Annotated in this window: 18 protein-coding genes; 15 read left to right on the top strand and 3 right to left on the bottom strand. The window is 62.9% G+C overall.

The annotated features are described in order from the left end of the window. The first annotated feature begins 140 nt into the window (after window positions 1-140). From KIO74_RS07840 to mobA, 4 genes are all read left to right on the top strand, one after another. Window positions 141-2,261, top strand: coding sequence for a TonB-dependent hemoglobin/transferrin/lactoferrin family receptor (locus KIO74_RS07840; protein WP_213331479.1), 2,121 nt, complete (start codon window positions 141-143; stop codon window positions 2,259-2,261). Window positions 2,262-2,383: 122 nt separating this feature from the next. After that, the gene (gene hmuQ, locus KIO74_RS07835) at window positions 2,384-2,713 is read left to right on the top strand and encodes a heme-degrading protein HmuQ (RefSeq protein ID WP_213331478.1); all 330 of its coding nucleotides are present in this window, start codon (window positions 2,384-2,386) and stop codon (window positions 2,711-2,713) included. A gap of 72 nt (window positions 2,714-2,785) precedes the next feature. Next, the gene (locus KIO74_RS07830) at window positions 2,786-3,385 is read left to right on the top strand and encodes a DUF2478 domain-containing protein (protein WP_213331477.1); all 600 of its coding nucleotides are present in this window, start codon (window positions 2,786-2,788) and stop codon (window positions 3,383-3,385) included. Beyond that, window positions 3,386-4,015, top strand: a complete 630-nt coding sequence (gene mobA, locus KIO74_RS07825) for a molybdenum cofactor guanylyltransferase MobA (RefSeq protein WP_213331476.1) — start codon at window positions 3,386-3,388, stop codon at window positions 4,013-4,015. 56 nt (window positions 4,016-4,071) lie between these two features. On the opposite strand, the gene KIO74_RS07820 is transcribed toward mobA, so the two are convergent. Continuing rightward, on the bottom strand, window positions 4,072-4,299 hold the full coding sequence (locus KIO74_RS07820; RefSeq protein WP_213331475.1) for a sulfurtransferase TusA family protein: 228 nt from the start codon (window positions 4,297-4,299) through the stop codon (window positions 4,072-4,074). A gap of 153 nt (window positions 4,300-4,452) precedes the next feature. Between KIO74_RS07820 and KIO74_RS07815 the strand changes: the two genes are divergently transcribed. Then, window positions 4,453-5,367: a cation diffusion facilitator family transporter gene (locus KIO74_RS07815; RefSeq protein WP_213331474.1), complete on the top strand. Its 915-nt coding sequence runs from the start codon at window positions 4,453-4,455 to the stop codon at window positions 5,365-5,367. Between the two features lie 9 nt (window positions 5,368-5,376). Here the strand turns inward: KIO74_RS07815 and KIO74_RS07810 are convergent, their stop codons facing one another. After that, window positions 5,377-6,111: a glycerophosphodiester phosphodiesterase family protein gene (locus KIO74_RS07810; protein WP_213331473.1), complete on the bottom strand. Its 735-nt coding sequence runs from the start codon at window positions 6,109-6,111 to the stop codon at window positions 5,377-5,379. Between the two features lie 153 nt (window positions 6,112-6,264). Here KIO74_RS07810 and KIO74_RS07805 point away from each other — a divergent pair, with 153 nt between their 5' ends. The 9 genes from KIO74_RS07805 to KIO74_RS07765 all read left to right on the top strand — a co-directional run bounded on the left by KIO74_RS07805 (window position 6,265) and on the right by KIO74_RS07765 (window position 16,837). Further along, window positions 6,265-7,104, top strand: coding sequence for a MurR/RpiR family transcriptional regulator (locus KIO74_RS07805; RefSeq protein ID WP_213331472.1), 840 nt, complete (start codon window positions 6,265-6,267; stop codon window positions 7,102-7,104). Window positions 7,105-7,179: 75 nt separating this feature from the next. Then, complete coding sequence (locus KIO74_RS07800; RefSeq protein ID WP_213331471.1) at window positions 7,180-8,784, top strand: ABC transporter substrate-binding protein; 1,605 nt, start codon at window positions 7,180-7,182, stop codon at window positions 8,782-8,784. A gap of 5 nt (window positions 8,785-8,789) precedes the next feature. Continuing rightward, entirely contained in the window at window positions 8,790-9,641 is an 852-nt protein-coding gene (locus KIO74_RS07795; protein WP_249730901.1) for an ATP-binding cassette domain-containing protein, read from the top strand. Further along, window positions 9,638-10,642: an ABC transporter ATP-binding protein gene (locus KIO74_RS07790; RefSeq protein WP_213331470.1), complete on the top strand. Its 1,005-nt coding sequence runs from the start codon at window positions 9,638-9,640 to the stop codon at window positions 10,640-10,642. The genes KIO74_RS07795 and KIO74_RS07790 overlap by 4 nt, the downstream gene beginning before the upstream one ends. Beyond that, the gene (locus KIO74_RS07785; protein WP_213331469.1) at window positions 10,639-11,361 is read left to right on the top strand and encodes a glycerophosphodiester phosphodiesterase; all 723 of its coding nucleotides are present in this window, start codon (window positions 10,639-10,641) and stop codon (window positions 11,359-11,361) included. The genes KIO74_RS07790 and KIO74_RS07785 overlap by 4 nt, the downstream gene beginning before the upstream one ends. Further along, on the top strand, window positions 11,358-12,293 hold the full coding sequence (locus KIO74_RS07780; protein WP_349629159.1) for an ABC transporter permease: 936 nt from the start codon (window positions 11,358-11,360) through the stop codon (window positions 12,291-12,293). The genes KIO74_RS07785 and KIO74_RS07780 overlap by 4 nt, the downstream gene beginning before the upstream one ends. A 15-nt stretch (window positions 12,294-12,308) precedes the next feature. Next, a complete protein-coding gene (locus tag KIO74_RS07775; RefSeq protein ID WP_213331468.1) occupies window positions 12,309-13,190 on the top strand; it encodes an ABC transporter permease in 882 nt (293 codons plus the stop codon). Between the two features lie 227 nt (window positions 13,191-13,417). Next, on the top strand, window positions 13,418-14,074 hold the full coding sequence (locus KIO74_RS07770) for a hypothetical protein (RefSeq protein WP_502762105.1): 657 nt from the start codon (window positions 13,418-13,420) through the stop codon (window positions 14,072-14,074). A 312-nt stretch (window positions 14,075-14,386) separates the two neighbouring features. After that, window positions 14,387-16,837, top strand: coding sequence for a DUF4214 domain-containing protein (locus tag KIO74_RS07765; protein ID WP_213331466.1), 2,451 nt, complete (start codon window positions 14,387-14,389; stop codon window positions 16,835-16,837). 37 nt (window positions 16,838-16,874) lie between these two features. Here the strand turns inward: KIO74_RS07765 and KIO74_RS07760 are convergent, their stop codons facing one another. Next, window positions 16,875-17,864 carry a LacI family DNA-binding transcriptional regulator gene (locus KIO74_RS07760; RefSeq protein ID WP_249730900.1) on the bottom strand — a complete coding sequence of 330 codons (990 nt, stop codon included), beginning with the start codon at window positions 17,862-17,864 and terminating at the stop codon, window positions 16,875-16,877. 358 nt (window positions 17,865-18,222) lie between these two features. Here KIO74_RS07760 and KIO74_RS07755 point away from each other — a divergent pair, with 358 nt between their 5' ends. Then, window positions 18,223-18,972, top strand: coding sequence for an SDR family oxidoreductase (locus KIO74_RS07755; RefSeq protein WP_213331464.1), 750 nt, complete (start codon window positions 18,223-18,225; stop codon window positions 18,970-18,972). Window positions 18,973-18,983 lie beyond the last annotated feature (11 nt).

Here is an 18,983-nt window from a genome sequence, read left to right as displayed (position 1 = left end):
ACACCTCTAAAATAGGTATTTACGAAACGCAAACGTCGCGTGCATCACGCATTCGATTATCTGACGCCAGCCAGCCTCCAGGTCTGCCACGCGGGACCTCGCCAGCCAGCACAAAAAACTCGTACTTTAAGGACGTTGCGATGTTTCGTGCGACCAGGCTGCAGGCTTTGGCTTTCGTATCCCTCTCGGCCATAACGGCGGCGCAAGCCCAGTCGCCAGCGAATCAGCCGGTGACGTCGATGAGCGCGCCGGAAGATGTGATCACGCTCGATGCGATCACCATCACGGCAACGAAGACGGTTGAAACGGTGGTCGATACGCTGGCGGGCGCCAGCGTCGTCACACGCACGGACATGGACCGCTTCCAGGCATCGACGATTTCGGACGCGCTCATCGGCGTGCCCGGCGTCGTTGCGCCGATGGCGGTGAACGATCCCGGCCAATCGATCAACATCCGCGGCATGCAGGACTTTGGCCGCGTGAACGTTCTGGTGGATGGCGCGCGCCAGAACTTCCAGATTTCCGGGCACAATTCCAACGGCACGTTCTATCTCGATCCAGAACTCGTTGGTCAGATCGACGTGGTGCGCGGCCCGGTTTCGACGATCTACGGATCGGGTGCCATCGGCGGTGTCGCCTCGTTCCGCACCCGGTCCATCGATGACCTCCTGAAGCCCGACGAAAAATTCGGCATGGAGCAGAAGATCGGCGTTGGCACGAACGGGGCGGGCTTCCTCAACAGCACGTCGGGTGCGGTGCGCCTCGGCACGAATGCCGACCTGTTCGGCCAGTTCGTCTACCGCAACACCAACACCTACAAGGACGGCAACGGCGACAAGGTCTCCGATACCGGCAGCGAGCTGGTCGCGGGCCTGATGAAGTTTAACATTCGGCCAGCTGACGGGCACCAGATCAGCGCTACGGCTCTGCGCCAGGACTATGACTATACCAACAATGGCACGAGCGGCGCGGGCACGCGCTGGCGAAACGAGGTCGAGACCGGGACCTACACCCTCGGTTATACATTCAGTCGTCCGGACGTGCCGTGGCTCGATCTCAGCATCAAGGGCTACTACACAGAGACCAAACTGCAGCAGACGACGATCTCGCCGAGTTCGACCTATGCTTCACTCGGCGTGATAAACGGGGACAAGCTGTCTGACCGCATCCGGACCCATGGCTTTGACATCAATAACACGTCGCGGTTCTCGACCGGCCCGCTCGACCATGCGTTGACCTACGGTTTTGATAGTTCGTGGGACCGCGTGAAGACCGTCGACAACGCGGGCGGCTACGTGTCGGCGTTGACGCCCTCCGGCAATCGCCGCCTCACGGGCGCGTTCATCCAGGATGAAGTGAAGTACAGCGATTGGCTGCGTGTGCTCGGTGCTTTGCGCTATGACGAGTACAAGCTGAATGGCGGCGGCTACGAGTCTGACGGCAGCCGCGTTTCGCCGAAGTTCACGCTGGGCGTGACACCGGTGAAGGGCATCGAGCTCTACGGCACCTATGCGGAGGGCTACCGCGCGCCGTCGATCACCGAGACTTTGATCGCGGGCACCCATCCGTTCCCCGCCTTCAACATTCTGCCCAACCCTTATCTGAAGCCGGAAGTGGCGCGTAACCTCGAGGCCGGCGTCAACGTGAAGTACAACGACGTCCTGAAGGACGGCGACACCTTCCGCGCCAAGGTCAATGTCTTCCGTAACAAGATCGATGACTACATCGATATGGAAGAGACCGGCTCGCCCTATCTGGTGCCCTTCATTCCAGGCATGCCGTCGAGCGTCTGCAACCGCGCGCCGCAGCTCTGCATGCCGATGTACTCCTACCAGTATGTCAACGTCGCCCGCGCCAAGATCACAGGTCTTGAAGTCGAAGCCGCCTACGACTGGAACTGGGGCTTCATGACCGTGGCCGGCACGATTTTGAATGGCAAGAACGAGATCACGGGTGGTCCGCTCAACAGCGTGTCGCCGGATCGCGTGTCCTCGACCCTCGGCTTCCGTTTCTTCGACGACAAGCTGACCGTCGGCACCCGCCTGACATTGGTCGACAAGACGAAGAAGAACGTCACCAATCCCGAGGGTGGCTATGGCCTGGTCGATCTGTTCGCCTCCTACCAGTACAACGAGGATATTCGCGGCGACGTGGTGATCCAGAACCTCTTCGATCGCCAGTACACGCAATATCTGAACACCGAGGCGAGCCCGGGCTTGACGGCCAAGTTCGCGCTGACGGTACGCTTCGCCAGCAAATAACGCGGGTCTATGCCGGGGATGGAAGGGCGTGCCCTTTCGTCCCGGTGACCCTCACCGGCTGATCTGCCATGCTCTTCGTCGCATAACGGCGGAGAGCTTTTCTTCAATAAAGGACTGAGCCCATGTTTATCGCGATGAACCGCTTCAAGGTTGCCTTCGGCTCTGAGGAAGCTTTCGAGAATGTCTGGCTGTCGCGCGAAACCCATCTGGAAGATCTCCCGGGATTCGTGGAGTTCCATCTTCTTCGCGGTCCGCGCGGCGAGGATCATATACTCTATTCCTCACACACCATTTGGCGCAGCAAGGCCGATTTTGAAGCCTGGACCAAGTCGGAGGCCTTCCGGCTCGCTCACAAGGGCGCAGGCTCGAGCGGCGCGCTTTATGTCGGGCATCCCCAGTTCGAGGGCTTCGAGGTCATCCAGACGGTGAAGCCGAGCGGCGCCGCCGCCTGACAAAACGCCCGATGGCCTCTGATCGTGGTTGCCGATAGGCTGGTCCACGGTGAGTGGTTAGGGAGCGCGGAGTTGTCGGACAGGAACGAAGCAACGCGGTCCGCTTTCCCGGTCGCTGCGATCGTCTACGAAAAGCGCGGCGACGCGGATGATATCCTCGCCGCGCTCGCGACGCGCCTTAGGGAGGCGGGCGTCTCTCTCGCCGGGCTCGTCCAGCACAATCGTCCCGGCGATGGCGCGCAGGTTCCAGCGCGGATGGTCGCGGAGGATTTGGCGAGCGGCCGCCTCATCGGCATCTCGCAACCCCTCGGTGCCGCCTCGGCCGGTTGTCGCCTCGACAGCCAGGCGCTCGCGGAAGCGGCGGCGCTCGCCGCCCGGTCGCTTCCCTCCGCCGCCCTCGTCATTCTCTCAAAATTTGGCAAGGCCGAGGTCGATGGCGGTGGGCTGCGCGCGGAGTTTATCGCCACCCTGACCCACGGCACCCCCCTTGTCACCTCGGTTCCGGCAAGCCGGCTCGCGGACTGGGAGGCCTTTCTCGGCAGCCCGTGGCATCATGCGGGCCATGTCCCCACGGAGGCTGGCGCGCGGAAGGCGTTCCTGGACGCCCTCGTCGCCTGGAGCCTTTCGCAGCTGGAATGGTCGCTTTCCCCGTCGTCCGCCGGAGCAGTCTAGGTGGCAGGCGTCAGCGAAACCCTTCCAACCGCCGGGCTGGTGCTTGCTGGCGGGCGCAGTCGGCGGATGGGCACCGACAAGGCGCAACTCGTCGTGGCCGGCAAGCCATTGCTCGCCCATGTCCTGGAACGCCTCGCCCCGCAATGTGCCGTGGTGGCGGTCAATGCCGGCGACGATGTCGCGCAAGCGACCGGCTTTGGCTACGACATCGTCAAGGATACCGTTCCGGGCCAGATCGGCCCGCTCGCGGGTGTTCTCGCCGGCCTCTCCTGGTGCGCGTCCAACCATCCGGATGCGGCGTGGATGGTGAGCAGCACGGTCGACACGCCTTTCTTACCCCATGATCTGGTGACACGGCTGCATGAGGCGCGCGCGCGCGCCGGCGCCGATATCGCCTGCGCGGCGTCGCATGGTCGAAGCCACCACGCGACAGCGCTCTGGCCGGTCGCGCTCGTGCCAGCGCTGCACGATGCCTTGACGCTCGAAGGAATTCGCGCCGTGGCGGCGTTCACGGATCGCTACCGCATCGCAGTCGTGGAATGGCCATCCGTGCCGGTGGATCCGTTCTTCAACGTGAATACGCCCGCCGATCGCGACGAGGCCGAGCGGCTCGCGGGGCTTGCCGGGTAAAGCGCCTCAGCGTTTCGGCAGATAGTTCGGAGGAAGAGCGGTCAACCGAAGCCGACTTAAGGGCAACGGCGTTCGATCGTGAAAATCAGCGTGTCTCCCTTACGTGCCTGCGAGACCAGGCGATCGCCCTGTTGCTGCAGGAGATGGGGAATGTCGATCGCGGCCATGGGGTCGGTGCAGGTGACAATGAGTTCGGTGCCGATGGCAAGCCGCTGGAGAGCCTTGCGCGTGTGCAGAACGGGCAGGGGGCATTTCAGGCCGCGCAGGTCGAGTTTGATCGCCATCGTGCAAATTCCAGGCGCAGAAGGGTTCGAGCGCGGCTCCCGTCGTCCTCGACCGCTGCTTCCTGCCGGAGGAGCGGCCATAGGTCAAGCTGTCGTGCGTGCGACCGCCCCGCCGCTATGCTATCTCCAACGGGAGACGAAACAAGGCTGACCATGACGCGCCCAATCGACACGACCGGCGAACAGCGGCTCATGCGCATGTCGATCGTCGTGACGCTTGTCGTCGCGTCGATCGGCGTGTTGTTCGGCCTTCTGTCCGGGTCGATGTCGATCCTGTTCGATGGCGTCTTTTCCGCTATCGACGCGGCGATGTCGTTGCTCTCACTCGGTACCATGCGTCTCATCAGCCGCGAGACAAGCCGGCGTTTCCAGTTCGGCTATTGGCACATCGAGCCGATGGTCCTGGCGTTCAACGGCGGCGTTCTCATGCTGCTGTGCTTCTACGCCTTCTTGAACGCTGTCGGCGATATCCTGGCGGGCGGACGGGTGCTCAACTTCGATCTGGCGTTGGTTTACGCGGTCATCGTTGCCATCGCCTGCTTCACCATGGTTTTCGTCGAGCATCGCAAGAACAGGAAGCTGCGGTCGGAATTCATCCGCATCGACACCCAGAGCTGGCTGATGTCCGGCCTGATCACCTTGGCGCTGCTCGTCGCCTTTGTGACGGCGCTGGTGATTGAGGGAACACGGTTCTCGCCCTTCATTCCCTATATCGATCCGTCTGTCCTGGCGGCGCTGACGGCTTGCCTCATCTTTGTGCCGGTCAAGATCATCCGGAACGCGCTTGGCGGCATTTTTCAGATCGCGCCCGCGGGCCTCGACGAGAAGGTCAGGGAGATCGTCGCGGAGGTCGTCGCGCGCAATGGGTTCATCACCTATTCGAGCTATGTCGCGAAGATCGGGCGGGCGCTGTTCGTGGAAATCCACATCGTCGTGCCTAAGGATTTTCCGGTCGGCACCATCGGCACGCTCGATGAAATTCGCAGAGAGATCGGGGACAGTCTCGGCGGCGGTGGGCCACAGCGCTGGCTCACCATCGCCTTCACGACGGACGAGACGTTGATCTGAAAGTGTCGCTCAAGGCCGCAGCGCGATCGCGAGATCCGGGCGGTCGGTTGTGAAAGCCGACACGCCGGCCGCGAAGGCCCGGGAGATCGCCGGCTCGTCATGCGCGGCGAAAACACCGAAGCGAACGCCTTCCTCCGCGCAGATCGCCAGATCGTCGTCCTGCATCTGGGAAACACGCAGGGCGATCTCGCCGACGCCGGCGGCGCGTGCCTTGCGCGCAAGTGCGCGGACATCGCGGCCGTGCGTGGTGAAATACGATTCTTTGACGAGGAAGATCAGCGGCCGTCCGGGCGCCGCGACCGCCAACTCCTTCAAGGTATCGAGGTCGAAGGACGTGAACGTCGTGCGGGCCATGAGGCCGCGCGCGGCAAGCTCCGCCACGACTTCGGCCTCGAGGCCCGGATAGCGGCTGCCGTCCGCGCGATTCTTCAACTCGATCCGCAGCTTGAGCGGGCTTGGGCCGAGAATGTCGAGAACCTCCGCGAAGGTTGGAATGGTCTCGTCATCGGTGCCGATGAGCCGCACCTGCCTCAGCGCGTCCCAGCCCATGTCCGCGATCGCGCCTGTCCCCTCAGCCGTCCGGCCGAGCTTTGGATCGTGATGCACCACAAGCACGCCATCGCTGCTGCGATGAATGTCGAACTCCACGAACTCGACCGGCAGAACGGCCGATTGGTGAAAGGCGAGGCGGCTGTTTTCCGGCCAGCATTGCGCACCGCCGCGGTGCGAGGCGATCTCTGTCATGGATGTCTGTTCCCGACGCTATGGGCTGCTATCACTGTCCCCCTCCTGACCTATCGCTAGTATATGCAACTTTTATTGCGGCTAGATGCATCGCGCAATTAAACTTGCATGTCGCGACGCACTTCGTCTACCGTCACGGTCAGGGGAGGGCCCATGAGCCTGGCGGAGATCATCGCAGCGCAGCAGGACAAGCTGTCGGACGCGGACCGACGGCTGGTCGATGTCTTGCTCGCGGATAAGGCTGCGGGCAGCTTCTTGCCTGCCCATCTCGTCGCCTCGAAAGCCGGCGTTCATGCCTCGACAGCGGGCCGGCTCGCCCGCAAGCTCGGCTTCTCTTCCTATCGGGACATGCGTGGAGCGTTGCAGGATACGATTCTGGCGGATCTCGACGCGTCGGTGCGCGTGCGGCGACGCTTGAAGCGCGCGGAGGGGCATTCGCTGCTCGGGTCCGTGATCGAGGGTGAGATCAGTGCATTGGCCGCGCTGCCGTCCCAGGTCTCTGACGCGGATATCGTGCACGCGGCGCGCTTGCTGCGTGATGCCAACACCATCCTGGCCTTCGGTGAGGGTCATGCCAGCAGTCTTGCCGAGATCTTTGTGCGCAGGCTCGTGCGCTCTGGCTATGGGGCGCGCCATGTCGGCCATGCCGACTGGCAGGCCGCGGACGCGCTCCTGAGCCTGACAGCGCAGGACATCGTCGTGGTCTTCGTCTTCCGGCACGCCAGCCCCGGCGCGTCCCGCGTGGTGAGCTATGCCCAGACCATCGGCGCGACGACACTTCTCGTGACGGACCGTCACGCCGGCATGCCGGTCTGCGACACGCAGCTTGTCGCGGCCCGTGGCAATGAAGGCGAGTTTCATTCGCTTTCGGTGCCGATGGCGATTTGCAACACGCTGATCCTTGAGCTGTCGCGGACAGACCACGGTCGCTCGCTCGCCAAGCTTGCCAAGGTTGATACGCTGCAGCGCATGTTTCGGGAAAGACCTGACTGAATGTGCCGCGCGATGGGCGTAGGCCGAGTATGCAAAAAGCCTCGCTATAGGGGCGGTTGAATGGGAGGAATACAGATGAAATCAAGGCTCTCCATCACGACAGCCTGGGCCGCTCTTGCCGCTGTCCTCGCTGTTCTGCCAAGCCTGTCCGCGACGGCGGCCGAACGCCCGGATGTGACCGTCGCTGTCAATGAGCTGGCGCGCGCGCTCGACCCGGGTGAGCGCACAGGCAATGTGGACGTGCGTGCCTATTACTCGATCTTCGACACGCTCATCCGGCGTGATTTCGCGCATCCGACGGCCGACGGCGGCGCCAATCTCGTGCCGGGCCTGGCGGAGAGCTGGTCCTGGACCTCGCCGACGACCTTCGATGTGAAGCTCAGGCGCGGTGTCCAATGCCACGACGGCAGCCCCTTCAACGCCAACGACGTGCTGGCGACCTTCTCCCCGGATCGCCTATGGGGCGAGAAGCCCTACTATCCCGATGGCCGCGTCTATTTCGGCAACTTTACCGGAGTGGACAAGCTCGACGATTTCACCGTGCGATTTACCGTCGCCCAGCATGACCCGATCATCGCGCATCGTCTGTCGAGCTACATGTCCTTCATCATCTGCGACGAGCCGTGGAACGCCTTCAAGAAGGAGGGTGTCGAGGCCAAGGTCTGGATGGACGAGGCGGCGAAGGCACTGCGCTGGAAGCCGGTCGGCACTGGTCCCTACAAGTTCTCGGAGTATCAGAGAAACGATCGCATCAAGCTCGTCGCCTTTGATGAGTATTACGAGGGGGCGCCCGCCGCAAAGTCGATCACCTTCCGCTCCGTGCCCGAAGTCGCGGCGCGCGTTGCCGGCCTTGTTGCCGGGGACTTCGACATTGCTGTCGAGATCCCGCCTGATCAGTGGGACAGCCTCAAGAAGTACAATGACATCGTGCTGAAGACCGAGCCGCTCGAAAACAGCCACGTGCTTCAGTTCAACACGAACGACCCCGTGCTCTCGGACAAGAAGCTGCGCCATGCGATGAGCCTTGCAATCGACCGCAAGGCGCTCATCGATGCCTTGTGGAAGGGCGAGACTTACGCGCCGAACGGACATCAGCTGCCAAGTTTCGGACCGCTTTATGTCAAGGATAACCCCGGTTACGACTATAATCCCGAACTCGCCAAGAAGCTCGTCGGGGAAAGCTCCTACAAGGGGCAGGAAATTTCCTATCGCCTGATCCCGAATTACTATCTCTATAACGTCGAGGCGGCGCAGATCATCCAGGAGATGTGGCGCGCCGTGGGCATCAATGCCCGGATCGATTTCGTGGAGAGCTTCAACGAGGTGCGCAAGCCTGGCGCGCAGGTCTTCGCCTGGTCGAACACCTATCGTGTGCCGGATCCGACCGGTTCAATTCTCGCCCTCTGGGGGCCGGACACGGACAACCAGAAGAGCTGGAAATTCTATGGGGCAAGCGAGGCTTTCAACACCGCCGCGCGGGAACTGCAGGCGGAGAGCGATGAGGCCAAGCGCAAGGCCATTTTCGCCAAGCTGCTGACCGCGTTCCAGGACGATATGCCGATGACCATGCTGTACAATCCGGTCACGGGCTATGCCATGAAGAAGACGATCAACTGGACGCCCTATAGCCAGTATTACATGGACTTCCGCCCATCGAACTTCTCGATTGCCGCGAAGTGACTGGCATGACCATGGAAGGGCCGCGTGAGGATGGCGGCCCGCTCCTCGCCGTCGAGGATGTCACCGTCGGCTTTCGCACGACGCGGGGCTATGCCGACGTTCTCCATGCGGTGTCCTTCCGTGTGGAGCAAGGTCGGACCACCTGCGTCGTTGGCGAAAGCGGCAGCGGCAAGAGCGTCACCTGCCAGGCCATTCTGGGCCTCCTGCCGCGCAATGGCCGCCTGACCGGCGGACGCATCCTGTTCGGGGGGAGGGATCTCGCGGCCGCTGACGAGGCGACCCTTGAGCGCATTCGCGGACGCGGCATCGGCATGGTCTTCCAGGACCCGCTGGGATCACTCAACCCCCTGCATACTGTCGGGGCGCAGTTGCGCGAGACATTGCGGCTGCACACCGATCTCAGCGAGCCCCAGCGCCAGAAGCGGGCACTGGAACTCCTGGCTATGGTCGGGATTCCGGAGCCTGAGCAGAGGCTTGCGTCCTATGTCCACCAGTTTTCCGGTGGCATGGCGCAGCGCATCATGATCGCCATGGCGCTCGCCTGTGAGCCGCAACTGCTCATCGCCGACGAGCCGACGACGGCCCTCGACGTCACCATCCAGGCGCAGATCCTGGATCTCCTGAACCGCCTCAAGGCTGAACTCGGCATGGCGATCCTGTTCATCACGCATGACCTCGGTGTCGTCGCTGAAATGGCCGATACCGTGGTGGTCATGCGCCACGGCTGTGTGGTCGAGAGTGGGCCGGCGGCGCGCGTGCTCGGGGCGCCGGAAGCGCCCTATACGCAGACGCTTCTCGCCGCCATGCCGCGCCTCGATGTCGCCGCGCCGGTCTATCGCCAGCGGAGCGGAAGATGAGCGATACGCAAGCGGCTAACGCCTCGGATACATTGCTCGCGGTCACACATCTGCGCCGCCATTTCGGTGGGCGGCGGTCGCTGCTGCGGCGCGAGCGTACGATCCGCGCCGTCGAGGATGTATCGTTGACGTTGCGCATCGGCGAGACCCTCGGTCTCGTCGGGGAATCCGGCTGCGGCAAGTCCACGACGGGGCGCATGATCGTCGGGCTCGAGAAGCCGAGCGGCGGCGCCATCACGTTCAAGGGGCGTGACCTGACGCGGCTGACCCCGAAGGACTGGCAGAGCCAGCGGCGTGACGTGCAGATGATCTTCCAGAACCCGCAATCGGCGCTTGATCCGCGCCTGCCCATCGCCCGGCAGATCCGCGAGCCGCTCGATCTTCATGATATCGGCGAGCGGTCGGGGCGCGACGAAGAGGTGGCGCGGCTCATGGCGGCGGTGGCGCTGCCGATCGAATTAGCCGATCGTTACCCCCATCAGATCAGCGGCGGGCAGGCACAGCGCGTCGTGATCGCCCGCGCGCTGGCCATGCGGCCGAGCCTGATCGTCTGTGACGAGCCGGTCTCGGCACTCGATGTGTCCGTGCAGGCAACCGTCACCGATCTCCTCCAGGAACTGCAGGAACGTTTCGATATCGCCTATCTCTTCATCTCCCATGACCTCAGGGTGGTGAAGAAGCTCTCGCATCGGGTCGCGGTGATGTATCTCGGCCAGATCGTCGAGGAAGGCGAAACCGATCCGCTCTATCGACAACCGCTGCATCCCTACACGATGGCGCTTCTCGCGGCCATTCCGGACCTGTCAGCGGTCAAGGGTGAGCCAAGGGCGCGGCTCGTGGGTGATCCGCCCTCACCGGCCAATCCGCCGTCCGGCTGCCATTTCCATACCCGCTGTCCCTATGCGCGGCCGCGCTGCTCCGCGGAGAAGCCGGAGTTGCGTGCAGTCGAGGACCGGCGGGTGCGTTGCCATTTCGCCGAAGATTTCAGGACCGTATCATGACCCGGCCGCTCGCCATCGCGCATCGTGGCTATTCCGCCCGTTACCCCGAAAACACGCTTGAGGCCTATCGCGCGGCCATTGCGGCCGGGGCCGACATCATCGAGACGGATGCGCGTCTTGCCGCCGACGGCGTCGTTGTCGCCTGCCATGATCCCACATTGGCGCGTCTGGCGGGCCGCGCTGATGCGGTGGCCGACCTCCCCAGTGATACGTTGCTCGCTATGCCTTTGCCACGCGGCGCGCTGACGACCCTTGCCGCGGCGCTGGCAACTATCTGCCCGTACCGGCCGGCGCTGATCGATGTGAAGACCCAGGATCTCGCGATCATCGATGCCATCGCGGCAACGGTGGAACGGGCTGGCGTCCGCGAGCGCATCTGGATTGGTGTGCGTGATCACCGCCAGGCGGCCGAGGCGAGCCGTCTTCTGCCAGACGTCAATATCCTCGCCTTTCTGCCCGAAGGCGCGGATGCCGAAGCCTTCGCGCGGGCAGGGGCGCGTGCCTTTCGGGTCTGGGAGGCAGATTTGGGGGGCGACGAGGCCAGGTGCCTCCTCGCGCAGCGGCCGGTGTGGGTGACCGCGGGGGGCGCCCGCACCGGCCGCGACGCGGGCGATATCGGCGCGGCCGACCTCGCGGGCATCGTCGCCCGCGCGCCTGCGGCTGTGCTCGTCAACGATCCGACGCTGCTGAGCGGGCAAACCGCAGCCGGAGCGGCATGATGCTCGGCCGCCATTTTCTCACGAAAGTTGTCCGTGGCATCCTGACCGTCTGGATCATCGTGACATTCACATTCATCGCCTTGAACCTCTCAGGGGATCCGATCGATGCGCTTGTCGGCGATCAGGCTTCGCCCGAGGTCATCGCCCATTATCGCGAGAAGTTCGGCCTCGATCGGCCGCTCTGGCAGCAGTATTTGTCCTATCTCGCAAGCATCGCACAGGGGGATTTCGGCCTGTCGCTGTCTGACCAGCAGCCGGCGGTGGAGCTTATCGCGACGGCACTGCCGCATACGTTGCGGCTAGGCCTGCTCGCCTTTTCCCTCGGGCTCGTGCTCGGCGTCGGTCTCGGCATCGTCGCGGCGCTCAACCGCAACCGGCCGATCGACCGCTTTGTGATGAGCTTCGCCGTGCTCGGCTTCAGCCTGCCCAACTTCTTTCTCGGCATTCTGCTCATTCTCCTGTTCTCGCTCCATTGGCGGCTCTTGCCGAGCTCCGGGGATGCCACGATCTGGCACCTGATCCTGCCGGCTGTCACGCTCGGCACCCATTTTGCCGGCACCTTCGCGCGCTTCACGCGTTCGGCGATGCTGGAGGTGCTCAACAAGCAATATGTGACCGCCGCGCGTGCCAAGGGCGTGCCGCGCCCGCGTCGCGTGCTGTGGCATGCGCTGCCCAATGCAGCGATCCCCATCATCACGATCGTCGGTCTGAAGCTCGGCGATCTCGTCGCGGGTTCGATCATCGTGGAGACCGTATTCGCCGTTCCCGGCGTCGGGCGCCTCCTCGTCAATGCTGTGACGTCCCGTGACTTCGCGCTGGTCCAGGCCATTCTGATCATGGTGTCGATCACCATGATCCTGGCCAACCTTGCCGTCGATGTCATCTACACCTTGATCGACCCCCGCATGCGCGCGGCGCGGGCCGAGAACTGAGCGGGGAGGGTCGAGATGGCATTGTTCTGGCCAACCCGTCGGACTGACACCGCTCCGGTCAAGGCCGAGGCGCGCTACCCCGCTCTGGTCGTCGCCTCGCTGGTCTTCGTGGCGCTGATCTTCATCGTCTTCCTGTTCGCAGACATCCTCGCGCCCTACGACTATCGGACCCAATCCCTGATCAACCGCCTGAAGCCGCCCGTCTTTCTTGGTGGCACCTGGGCGCATGTGCTTGGGACCGACGAGCTTGGACGCGATGTCCTGAGCCGGCTTATTTATGCCATCCGCTTCAGCGTGCTGGTCGCGCTGGGCGGCACGATGATCGGCGCCTTCATCGGCACGCTGCTCGGCTTTCTGGCCGCCCATTTCCGCGGTTGGGTGGAGGAGGCCATCATGATGATGGCCGACGTGCAAGCCTCTTTGCCTTTCATGCTGATCGCGCTGGCGCTGATCGCTCTGTTCGGCGGCAGCTTCACGCTGTTCATCGTCATCATGGGGTTCTATGGCTGGGAGGTCTTCGCGCGTCTCACCCGCGGCGTCGTCATCGCGGCCAATACCCAGGGCTATGCCATGGCTGTCGTGGCGCTCGGCGCGCCCGCCTGGCATGTCTATGCGAGGCACATCCTGCCCAACATCCTGAGCGTGCTGATCGTTCAGTTCACCTTGAACTTTCCGCAGGTCATCCTGCTCGAGACGTCGCTCAGCTTCCTTGGGCTTGGGATCCGTCCACCGTTGACGAGCCTTGGCCAGATGCTTGGCGCCGGCCGCGCCTATCTCATGACCGCCTGGTGGATCGCAATCCTGCCCGGCATGGCAATCTTTCTAACCACGATGTCCATTTCGATCCTCGGAGATTGGGTGCGCGACCGCCTCGATCCGACGCTGAAATCCGGCTGAGGGCTACGAAAGGCAAACGGCTCTGCCAGGCTGGTCAGCTTCCCGGCGGGAGATACGCCGGTCTTGCATCTCGCGCCGCAAAGCAAAGTTGAGGCCGGCGGCGCGTTTTTCGGCTGCATCTCCCTACAAGAAAATGTGATGAGACTCGGATAAGCGTTCTCTCCTTTAAATCGACCTGCGCATCTTGGTCGAAGACGTTGAGCGCTACTAGGGAGGTCGGGATGAGTATGTTAAAGGCATCGGCGCTGGCTTGCGGGCTGTTGATCGGCGCATTCGGCGCCGCCGCGCAAGCGCAGCAGGCGGACATGACATTTTTCGTGACGAGCGCGGGGCCCGGCCAAGGCGCTAATCTCGGTGGTCTCGAAGGCGCGGACCGCCTCTGCCAGACCCTCGCTCAGGCCGTGGGGGCCGGATCTAAGACCTGGCGGGCCTATCTCTCAGCGCAGGCTCTGGATGGCGCGACAGCGGTCAATGCCCGTGATCGCATTGGCCGGGGGCCGTGGCAGAACGTCAAGGGTGTCGTCATTGCCAAGGATGTCGCGGACCTTCACGGCAGCGCCAACAATCTCACGAAGCAGACCGCGCTGACGGAAAAGGGCACGGTCGTCAACGGACGCGGCGACACGCCCAACATCCACGATGTGCTCACGGGCTCCCAGCCGGATGGAACGGCGTTCTCGGCCGGCAACGACATGACCTGCGGCAACTGGACAAAGAGCGGTGCCGATGGCGCGGCGATGGTCGGGCATCACGATCGCATGGGGCTCAACGAGGAACCTCCGGCCAAGTCGTGGAATTCTTCTCATCCCTCGCGTGGCTGCAGCCAGGATGCCTTGAAGACGACAGGCGGGGCCGGGTTGTTCTACTGCTTCGCGGCCAACTGAGCTCCTTTTTGCTGGTCTATACGGAGCATGTTCTTGCGAGCGTCCAGCTTGTCAGCAAGAACATGCTCCGCCAGCCCGACGCTTATGAGCCTGCGGTCCGAAGTCATCATCCCCGCGACGTCAGCGCGAGTAGAAGCCCCTCACGGCAGAGATCAGCCTAATCGTGAACCATGACGCCGGGCCTTTTTTACTCAAGTAGTTCGGTTTCAATCGCGAATCTCTTGTATTATTGACTGGTGAAATTCATAGTTGACAAGCCTGCAGCGGGCTGTGCCGAGCGGTCGGCGATCGCGGCATCCGAGGGGGAGTGCAATGGCGACCTGGGTCTGGAACGGCGGTGCGGGTAACTGGTCCGATCAGTCGAACTGGAAGGCTGAGGGGACCGGTGAGAACGGTCTGCCGCAACCCGGTGACACGGTCGTCATTGCGAGTGGAAATCCTGAGGTCGGTGCCATCACGCTTGAGGACATGACCATCGTCCTCGGCTCCACCGACGGGAGTTCTCCCGCGATATTGACCGCGGATTCGACCATTTTCGCCGCCGGCACCGTCATCATGAACTATGGCGAGACGGCTTTCGCCCGGCTCGAGGTCAATGGCGACGTATCATTGGCGGGTGCTCTTTCGCCTTACGCGAAGGGCGGCATATTGACGGTCAATATCGCCGGTGGCGCGAGCTTCACGAGCACGGGCATCGTCACCAGCGGTGAGGTCGCGGGGATCTCGATCATTGGTGAAGGGACTTTCGTCAACAACAAGTTGCTTTCGGCGGTCGGCGCGGGCCGTCTTGTTCTTGGCGAGGACCTGGTGATCGAAGGGACCGGCCGCATTGCCATCGGTAATGGCGCGGTCGTTACGATCAACGGTGCGGTTCCAGCCACCCAGGAGATCGTGTTCAAGGACAACGGAACCCTTGTTGTCCAGGATCTCGCGAGCTTCAAAGCCGTGATCGCGGCTTTCTCCAGCGGCAACAAGATCGATCTTCCCGAATTGACGGCCAACGAATTCCATTTCGATTCCACGACGGGCATCCTGCAGGTCGAGGAGAATGGCGTCGTCGTCGGCGAGATGACGTTCTCGGGCGTGTCGGGGCCGGGCAAGTTCGAACTCGCCCCGCTCACAGGCGGCGGCACGCTGATCGAGGGCTATGTCCCGTCGACAGTCGTGCCGCCGGAAATCGCCGCGCCTGACCTTTTCCCCACGTTGCCGATCGCGCTGCGCCTCACGCCCGGCGAGACGATCACCCTGGAAGACGCGCTGACCCAGGCCTTCGGCAGTGACTTCAGCGGCTACAAGGAATTCTATATCTACTACACCGGTCAGGAAGCATGGGTCGAAGACCGCTTTTCGTTCTGGGATCCAAAAAATCCGAGCATGAACGAGTGGCTGGTGAACGGCACCTCGATCGGGTCGGGCGACGCCAACCTCACCAGGGTCACGGCGGATCAGCTGTCGTCGGTGGAGCTGAAAGCCGGCAACGTCATCGGTGCGAATGCCACCATTCTCGTGCCGATCGCCTACGACGACAACGGCAACGCGATTGAATACGCCAGTTATAAGCCGATCGTCGTCAATCCGGACCTGATACCTCCGCCGATCTCGGGGCGCGCACCGACACCCGATGATATCGTCGCGATGGCGAAGGCCTATGCCAAAGTCTATTTCAACATCCCGAACACTAATGATTGCTTCAATATCGGCAAGGCAATCGCTGCCTCGGTCGGCGCGGCCCTGCCGGATAACGCCTATAACCTGGATCCGAGCGACAACGCCGACGGCGGCTTCTGGCGCGTGGTCTATCGCGGTGATGAGGGAGAGCCGGTCCTCGACTGGTCGACGCTTGTGAAGCCGGGGGACATCGTCCGCATGGCGTGGCCCGCCGGCGGCGGCCACACGACCACCGTGATCAAGGGCGTCGGGTCTGATGGCCAGATTCTCGTCTATGACAATGATTCCCATGCTCCGGGTTTTGAGGCCATCGGCGAGCATTATGCGGATTACGCGCCAGGCACCCTCGCCACCGGTATCACCATTTTTAGGCTTGCCGAGGATGCGCGCTATCTCATCGCCGCGACGGATCTGACAGAGACGCTGCAAGGCACGATCCATGACGACGACATCCGCCCGAATGGCGGCCTTGACAGCATCACCGGCGGTCCGGGTGACGATCTCGTCCAGGGGCTCACGGCCCAGATGAACGGCATCACCTTCACCGATTTCACCTTTGGCGATACGCTCGGTTTCAACGATCTCGCGACGGCGGGGATCGAGGTCTCCTATGGGCAGAACTCTGGAGAAATCTTCGTCTCCAGCAATGGCGAGGCTGTCGCGGCGATCAAGATCGGCGAGCCGCTCGACGCGCCGATCTTCACGGTCACGGGCGATGGCAAGGGCGGTTCCATCATCGGGGCCGTTTCCGGAACGGATGTCGTGGCGGCCGCTGTCGCACCGCTCTACGCTATCCTTGATCGCCTGCCCGATGCGCCGGGCCTTGATTTCTGGAGGGTCGGCATCGAGTCCGGCCTGCAGCTCGATGACGTCGCAGCCACCTTCCTGGCGAGCGCCGAATTCCAGTCAGAGCACGGCGAGGTCAGCGACGGCGGTTTCGTCGAGTTGCTCTACAACACCTATTTCGATCGTGCTCCGGATGTCGATGGCTATGCCTTCTGGCTGGAGGCCCTTGAAGACGGCGCCATCGATCGCGCGACCCTGCTGGTCGGCTTCACGCAGAGCGCCGAGTACCACGATCTTCATCTGGCCTAGGACGGGCGATCGCCAATACGTCTCCACCGAGCTACTGTCACGAACTATCGCGGACAAGCAATTGAAAGCCGATATCGACCACACGCTCCGTGATCGGCTTGTCTTGCATCCTTGCGAGCAGCAGTTCGGCCGAAAGCATGCCGATCCTGCGGCTCGCGATAGCCACCGTGGTCAAGCTCGGCCGGAGATGCCCGGCGATATCATAATTGCCGAAGCCCGTGATCGCGAGGTCTTGGGGCACCTGGACGCCGAGATCGTTGCAACGCAGCACCGCGCCTGAGGCGAGGACGTCGCTGGTGAAGACGATGGCATCCGTTTTTGGATAATTGGACCGGACGAGGTCAAGTAGCTCCGCGCCCGTCGCCATGATCATCGAATTGCTGGTGGCAGTCGTCACCTGTGGTTCCACGCCTGGAAAGCGCTCCCCATGGGCGTCGAGAAAGCCCTTGAGGCGGTCCTTGGCGCGATGGTCGCCGGGCTTCATGACACCCGCGAAAGTGAGACGCTGGTAGCCTCGATCCGCAAGGTGGTTCACCACCGTTTTCATCGCCGCATGGTTGGAGAAACCCACCACGAGGTCGACCGGGCGAGATGTCAGGCCCCAACTCTCAACGACCGGCACGCCAGCGCGCTTGAGAATATGGGTCGCGTCGCGCGTGTGGTGCGTGCCAATAATGAAGAACCCGTCCGGGCGCCGGCCGCTCAGGCTGCGGATGAGGTCTTCCTCCCGCTGGGCGACATAGTCGGTGTGGCCAAGGAAGACTTGGTAGCCTTCAGGCAAGAGCACATCCGACAGGCCCTGGATCGTTTCGGCAAAGATCGACGTGGATATGGCCGGAATGATCGCCGCGACCGTCATGCTGCGGTTGGATGCCAGATGACTCGCCGCGAAGTTCTGCACGTAATGCGTGTTGCGGACCGCTTCCTGGATCCGCTGCAGCGTCTCGTCACTGACGCTCGACGAATCGCGGAGCGCACGGGACACCGTCTGGGTCGACACCCCCGCGGCCGCCGCGACGTCCGCCATCGTCACAGCCGAGGTGGCGGAGCGGCGGCGCGGAGATCTTGTTTTCTTTGGCACGGTGTCCCTCGGCATGGGGCGACAGTTTCTCCTCAATGATCCTGGCACGAATGGCAATCGCCCATGCCGATGTCAGTCCTGCTTCTCGCAGCCCATCTCTTCCGCAAGCCAGCTTTTTCCTATCCCACGTTACCTCTCGTAGCATCGGCGGGACCGACGACGTTAGCGCTAATATATTTTTCGCGAGTCGGCTTGCATTCTTTTTGCTGATTGTGTTAACGCTAACGTTAGCGGTAACAAGCGATTGCGCATTTGGCGCCCGATAAGGGCTAGTCGCATCGCAATGGGAACGGAAGCGCTGGCTATGGGTGGGCTGACGGGCAAGATTGCCTGGATCACAGGAGGCGGAAGTGGCATCGGTGCGGCCGGTGCCCGGGCGCTTGCCGCCGCTGGCGCGTATGTCGTCATTTCCGGTCGGCGTGAGGAAGCCCTCGCGACCGTGGTCGATGGCATCGTCGCCGCTGGTGGTGCGGCTGCCGCCGCCGTCGTCGATGTCGCCGATGAGGCCAGTGTTCGCGGCGTTGCCGACAGAATTATCGCCGAGCGCGGCGGTATCGACATCCTTGTTGCCAGTGCCGGCGTCAATGTGCCTAATCGCAGCTTCGCGTCGCTCGATCCGGCGACCTGGAAAACGCTGATCGATGTCAATCTGAACGGAACGATGCATGCCATCCAATCCGTGCTCCCGGGAATGCGGGCGCGGCGCGACGGGCTCGTGATCATCGTCTCGTCGTGGGTCGGCCGGCATCCGGTCCTTCTCGGCGGTCCCGGATACAATTCGGCCAAGCAGGCGGTGGTGACGCTCAGCCATTCCCTCAACATGGAAGAGTGCGGCAACGGCATTCGCTCCAGCGTCATCATGCCTGGCGAGGTCGCGACGGACCTCATCATGAAGCGCCCTGTGCCGCCCCTGCCGGAGGAACTGGAACGGCTTCTGCGGCCGGACGACGTGGGGCAGATGATCCGCGTGGTGGCCGAGATGCCTCCGCGGGTTTGCGTCAACGAAGTGCTCATTAGTCCGACCTGGAACCGCAACTTCATCGCGGCGAACTGACGGCGGGACCC

It is taken from the genome of Chelatococcus sp. HY11 (assembly GCF_018398335.1).
Taxonomy (GTDB): Bacteria; Pseudomonadota; Alphaproteobacteria; order Rhizobiales; family Beijerinckiaceae; genus Chelatococcus.
This window is presented reverse-complemented; position numbering and strand designations above follow the sequence as displayed.

Bases quoted from the DNA above. Each gene is read 5' to 3' on its own strand.
- KIO74_RS07840 (WP_213331479.1), top strand. From the start codon at position 141: ATGTTTCGTGCGACCAGGCTGCAGGCTTTGGCTTTCGTATCCCTCTCG.
- hmuQ (WP_213331478.1), top strand. From the start codon at position 2,384: ATGTTTATCGCGATGAACCGCTTCAAGGTTGCCTTCGGCTCTGAGGAA.
- KIO74_RS07820 (WP_213331475.1), bottom strand. From the start codon at position 4,299: ATGGCGATCAAACTCGACCTGCGCGGCCTGAAATGCCCCCTGCCCGTT.
- KIO74_RS07815 (WP_213331474.1), top strand. From the start codon at position 4,453: ATGACGCGCCCAATCGACACGACCGGCGAACAGCGGCTCATGCGCATG.
- KIO74_RS07810 (WP_213331473.1), bottom strand. From the start codon at position 6,111: ATGACAGAGATCGCCTCGCACCGCGGCGGTGCGCAATGCTGGCCGGAA.
- KIO74_RS07805 (WP_213331472.1), top strand. From the start codon at position 6,265: ATGAGCCTGGCGGAGATCATCGCAGCGCAGCAGGACAAGCTGTCGGAC.
- KIO74_RS07800 (WP_213331471.1), top strand. From the start codon at position 7,180: ATGAAATCAAGGCTCTCCATCACGACAGCCTGGGCCGCTCTTGCCGCT.
- KIO74_RS07795 (WP_249730901.1), top strand. From the start codon at position 8,790: ATGACCATGGAAGGGCCGCGTGAGGATGGCGGCCCGCTCCTCGCCGTC.
- KIO74_RS07790 (WP_213331470.1), top strand. From the start codon at position 9,638: ATGAGCGATACGCAAGCGGCTAACGCCTCGGATACATTGCTCGCGGTC.
- KIO74_RS07785 (WP_213331469.1), top strand. From the start codon at position 10,639: ATGACCCGGCCGCTCGCCATCGCGCATCGTGGCTATTCCGCCCGTTAC.
- KIO74_RS07780 (WP_349629159.1), top strand. From the start codon at position 11,358: ATGATGCTCGGCCGCCATTTTCTCACGAAAGTTGTCCGTGGCATCCTG.
- KIO74_RS07775 (WP_213331468.1), top strand. From the start codon at position 12,309: ATGGCATTGTTCTGGCCAACCCGTCGGACTGACACCGCTCCGGTCAAG.
- KIO74_RS07770 (WP_502762105.1), top strand. From the start codon at position 13,418: ATGTTAAAGGCATCGGCGCTGGCTTGCGGGCTGTTGATCGGCGCATTC.
- KIO74_RS07765 (WP_213331466.1), top strand. From the start codon at position 14,387: ATGGCGACCTGGGTCTGGAACGGCGGTGCGGGTAACTGGTCCGATCAG.
- KIO74_RS07760 (WP_249730900.1), bottom strand. From the start codon at position 17,864: ATGGCGGACGTCGCGGCGGCCGCGGGGGTGTCGACCCAGACGGTGTCC.
- KIO74_RS07755 (WP_213331464.1), top strand. From the start codon at position 18,223: ATGGGTGGGCTGACGGGCAAGATTGCCTGGATCACAGGAGGCGGAAGT.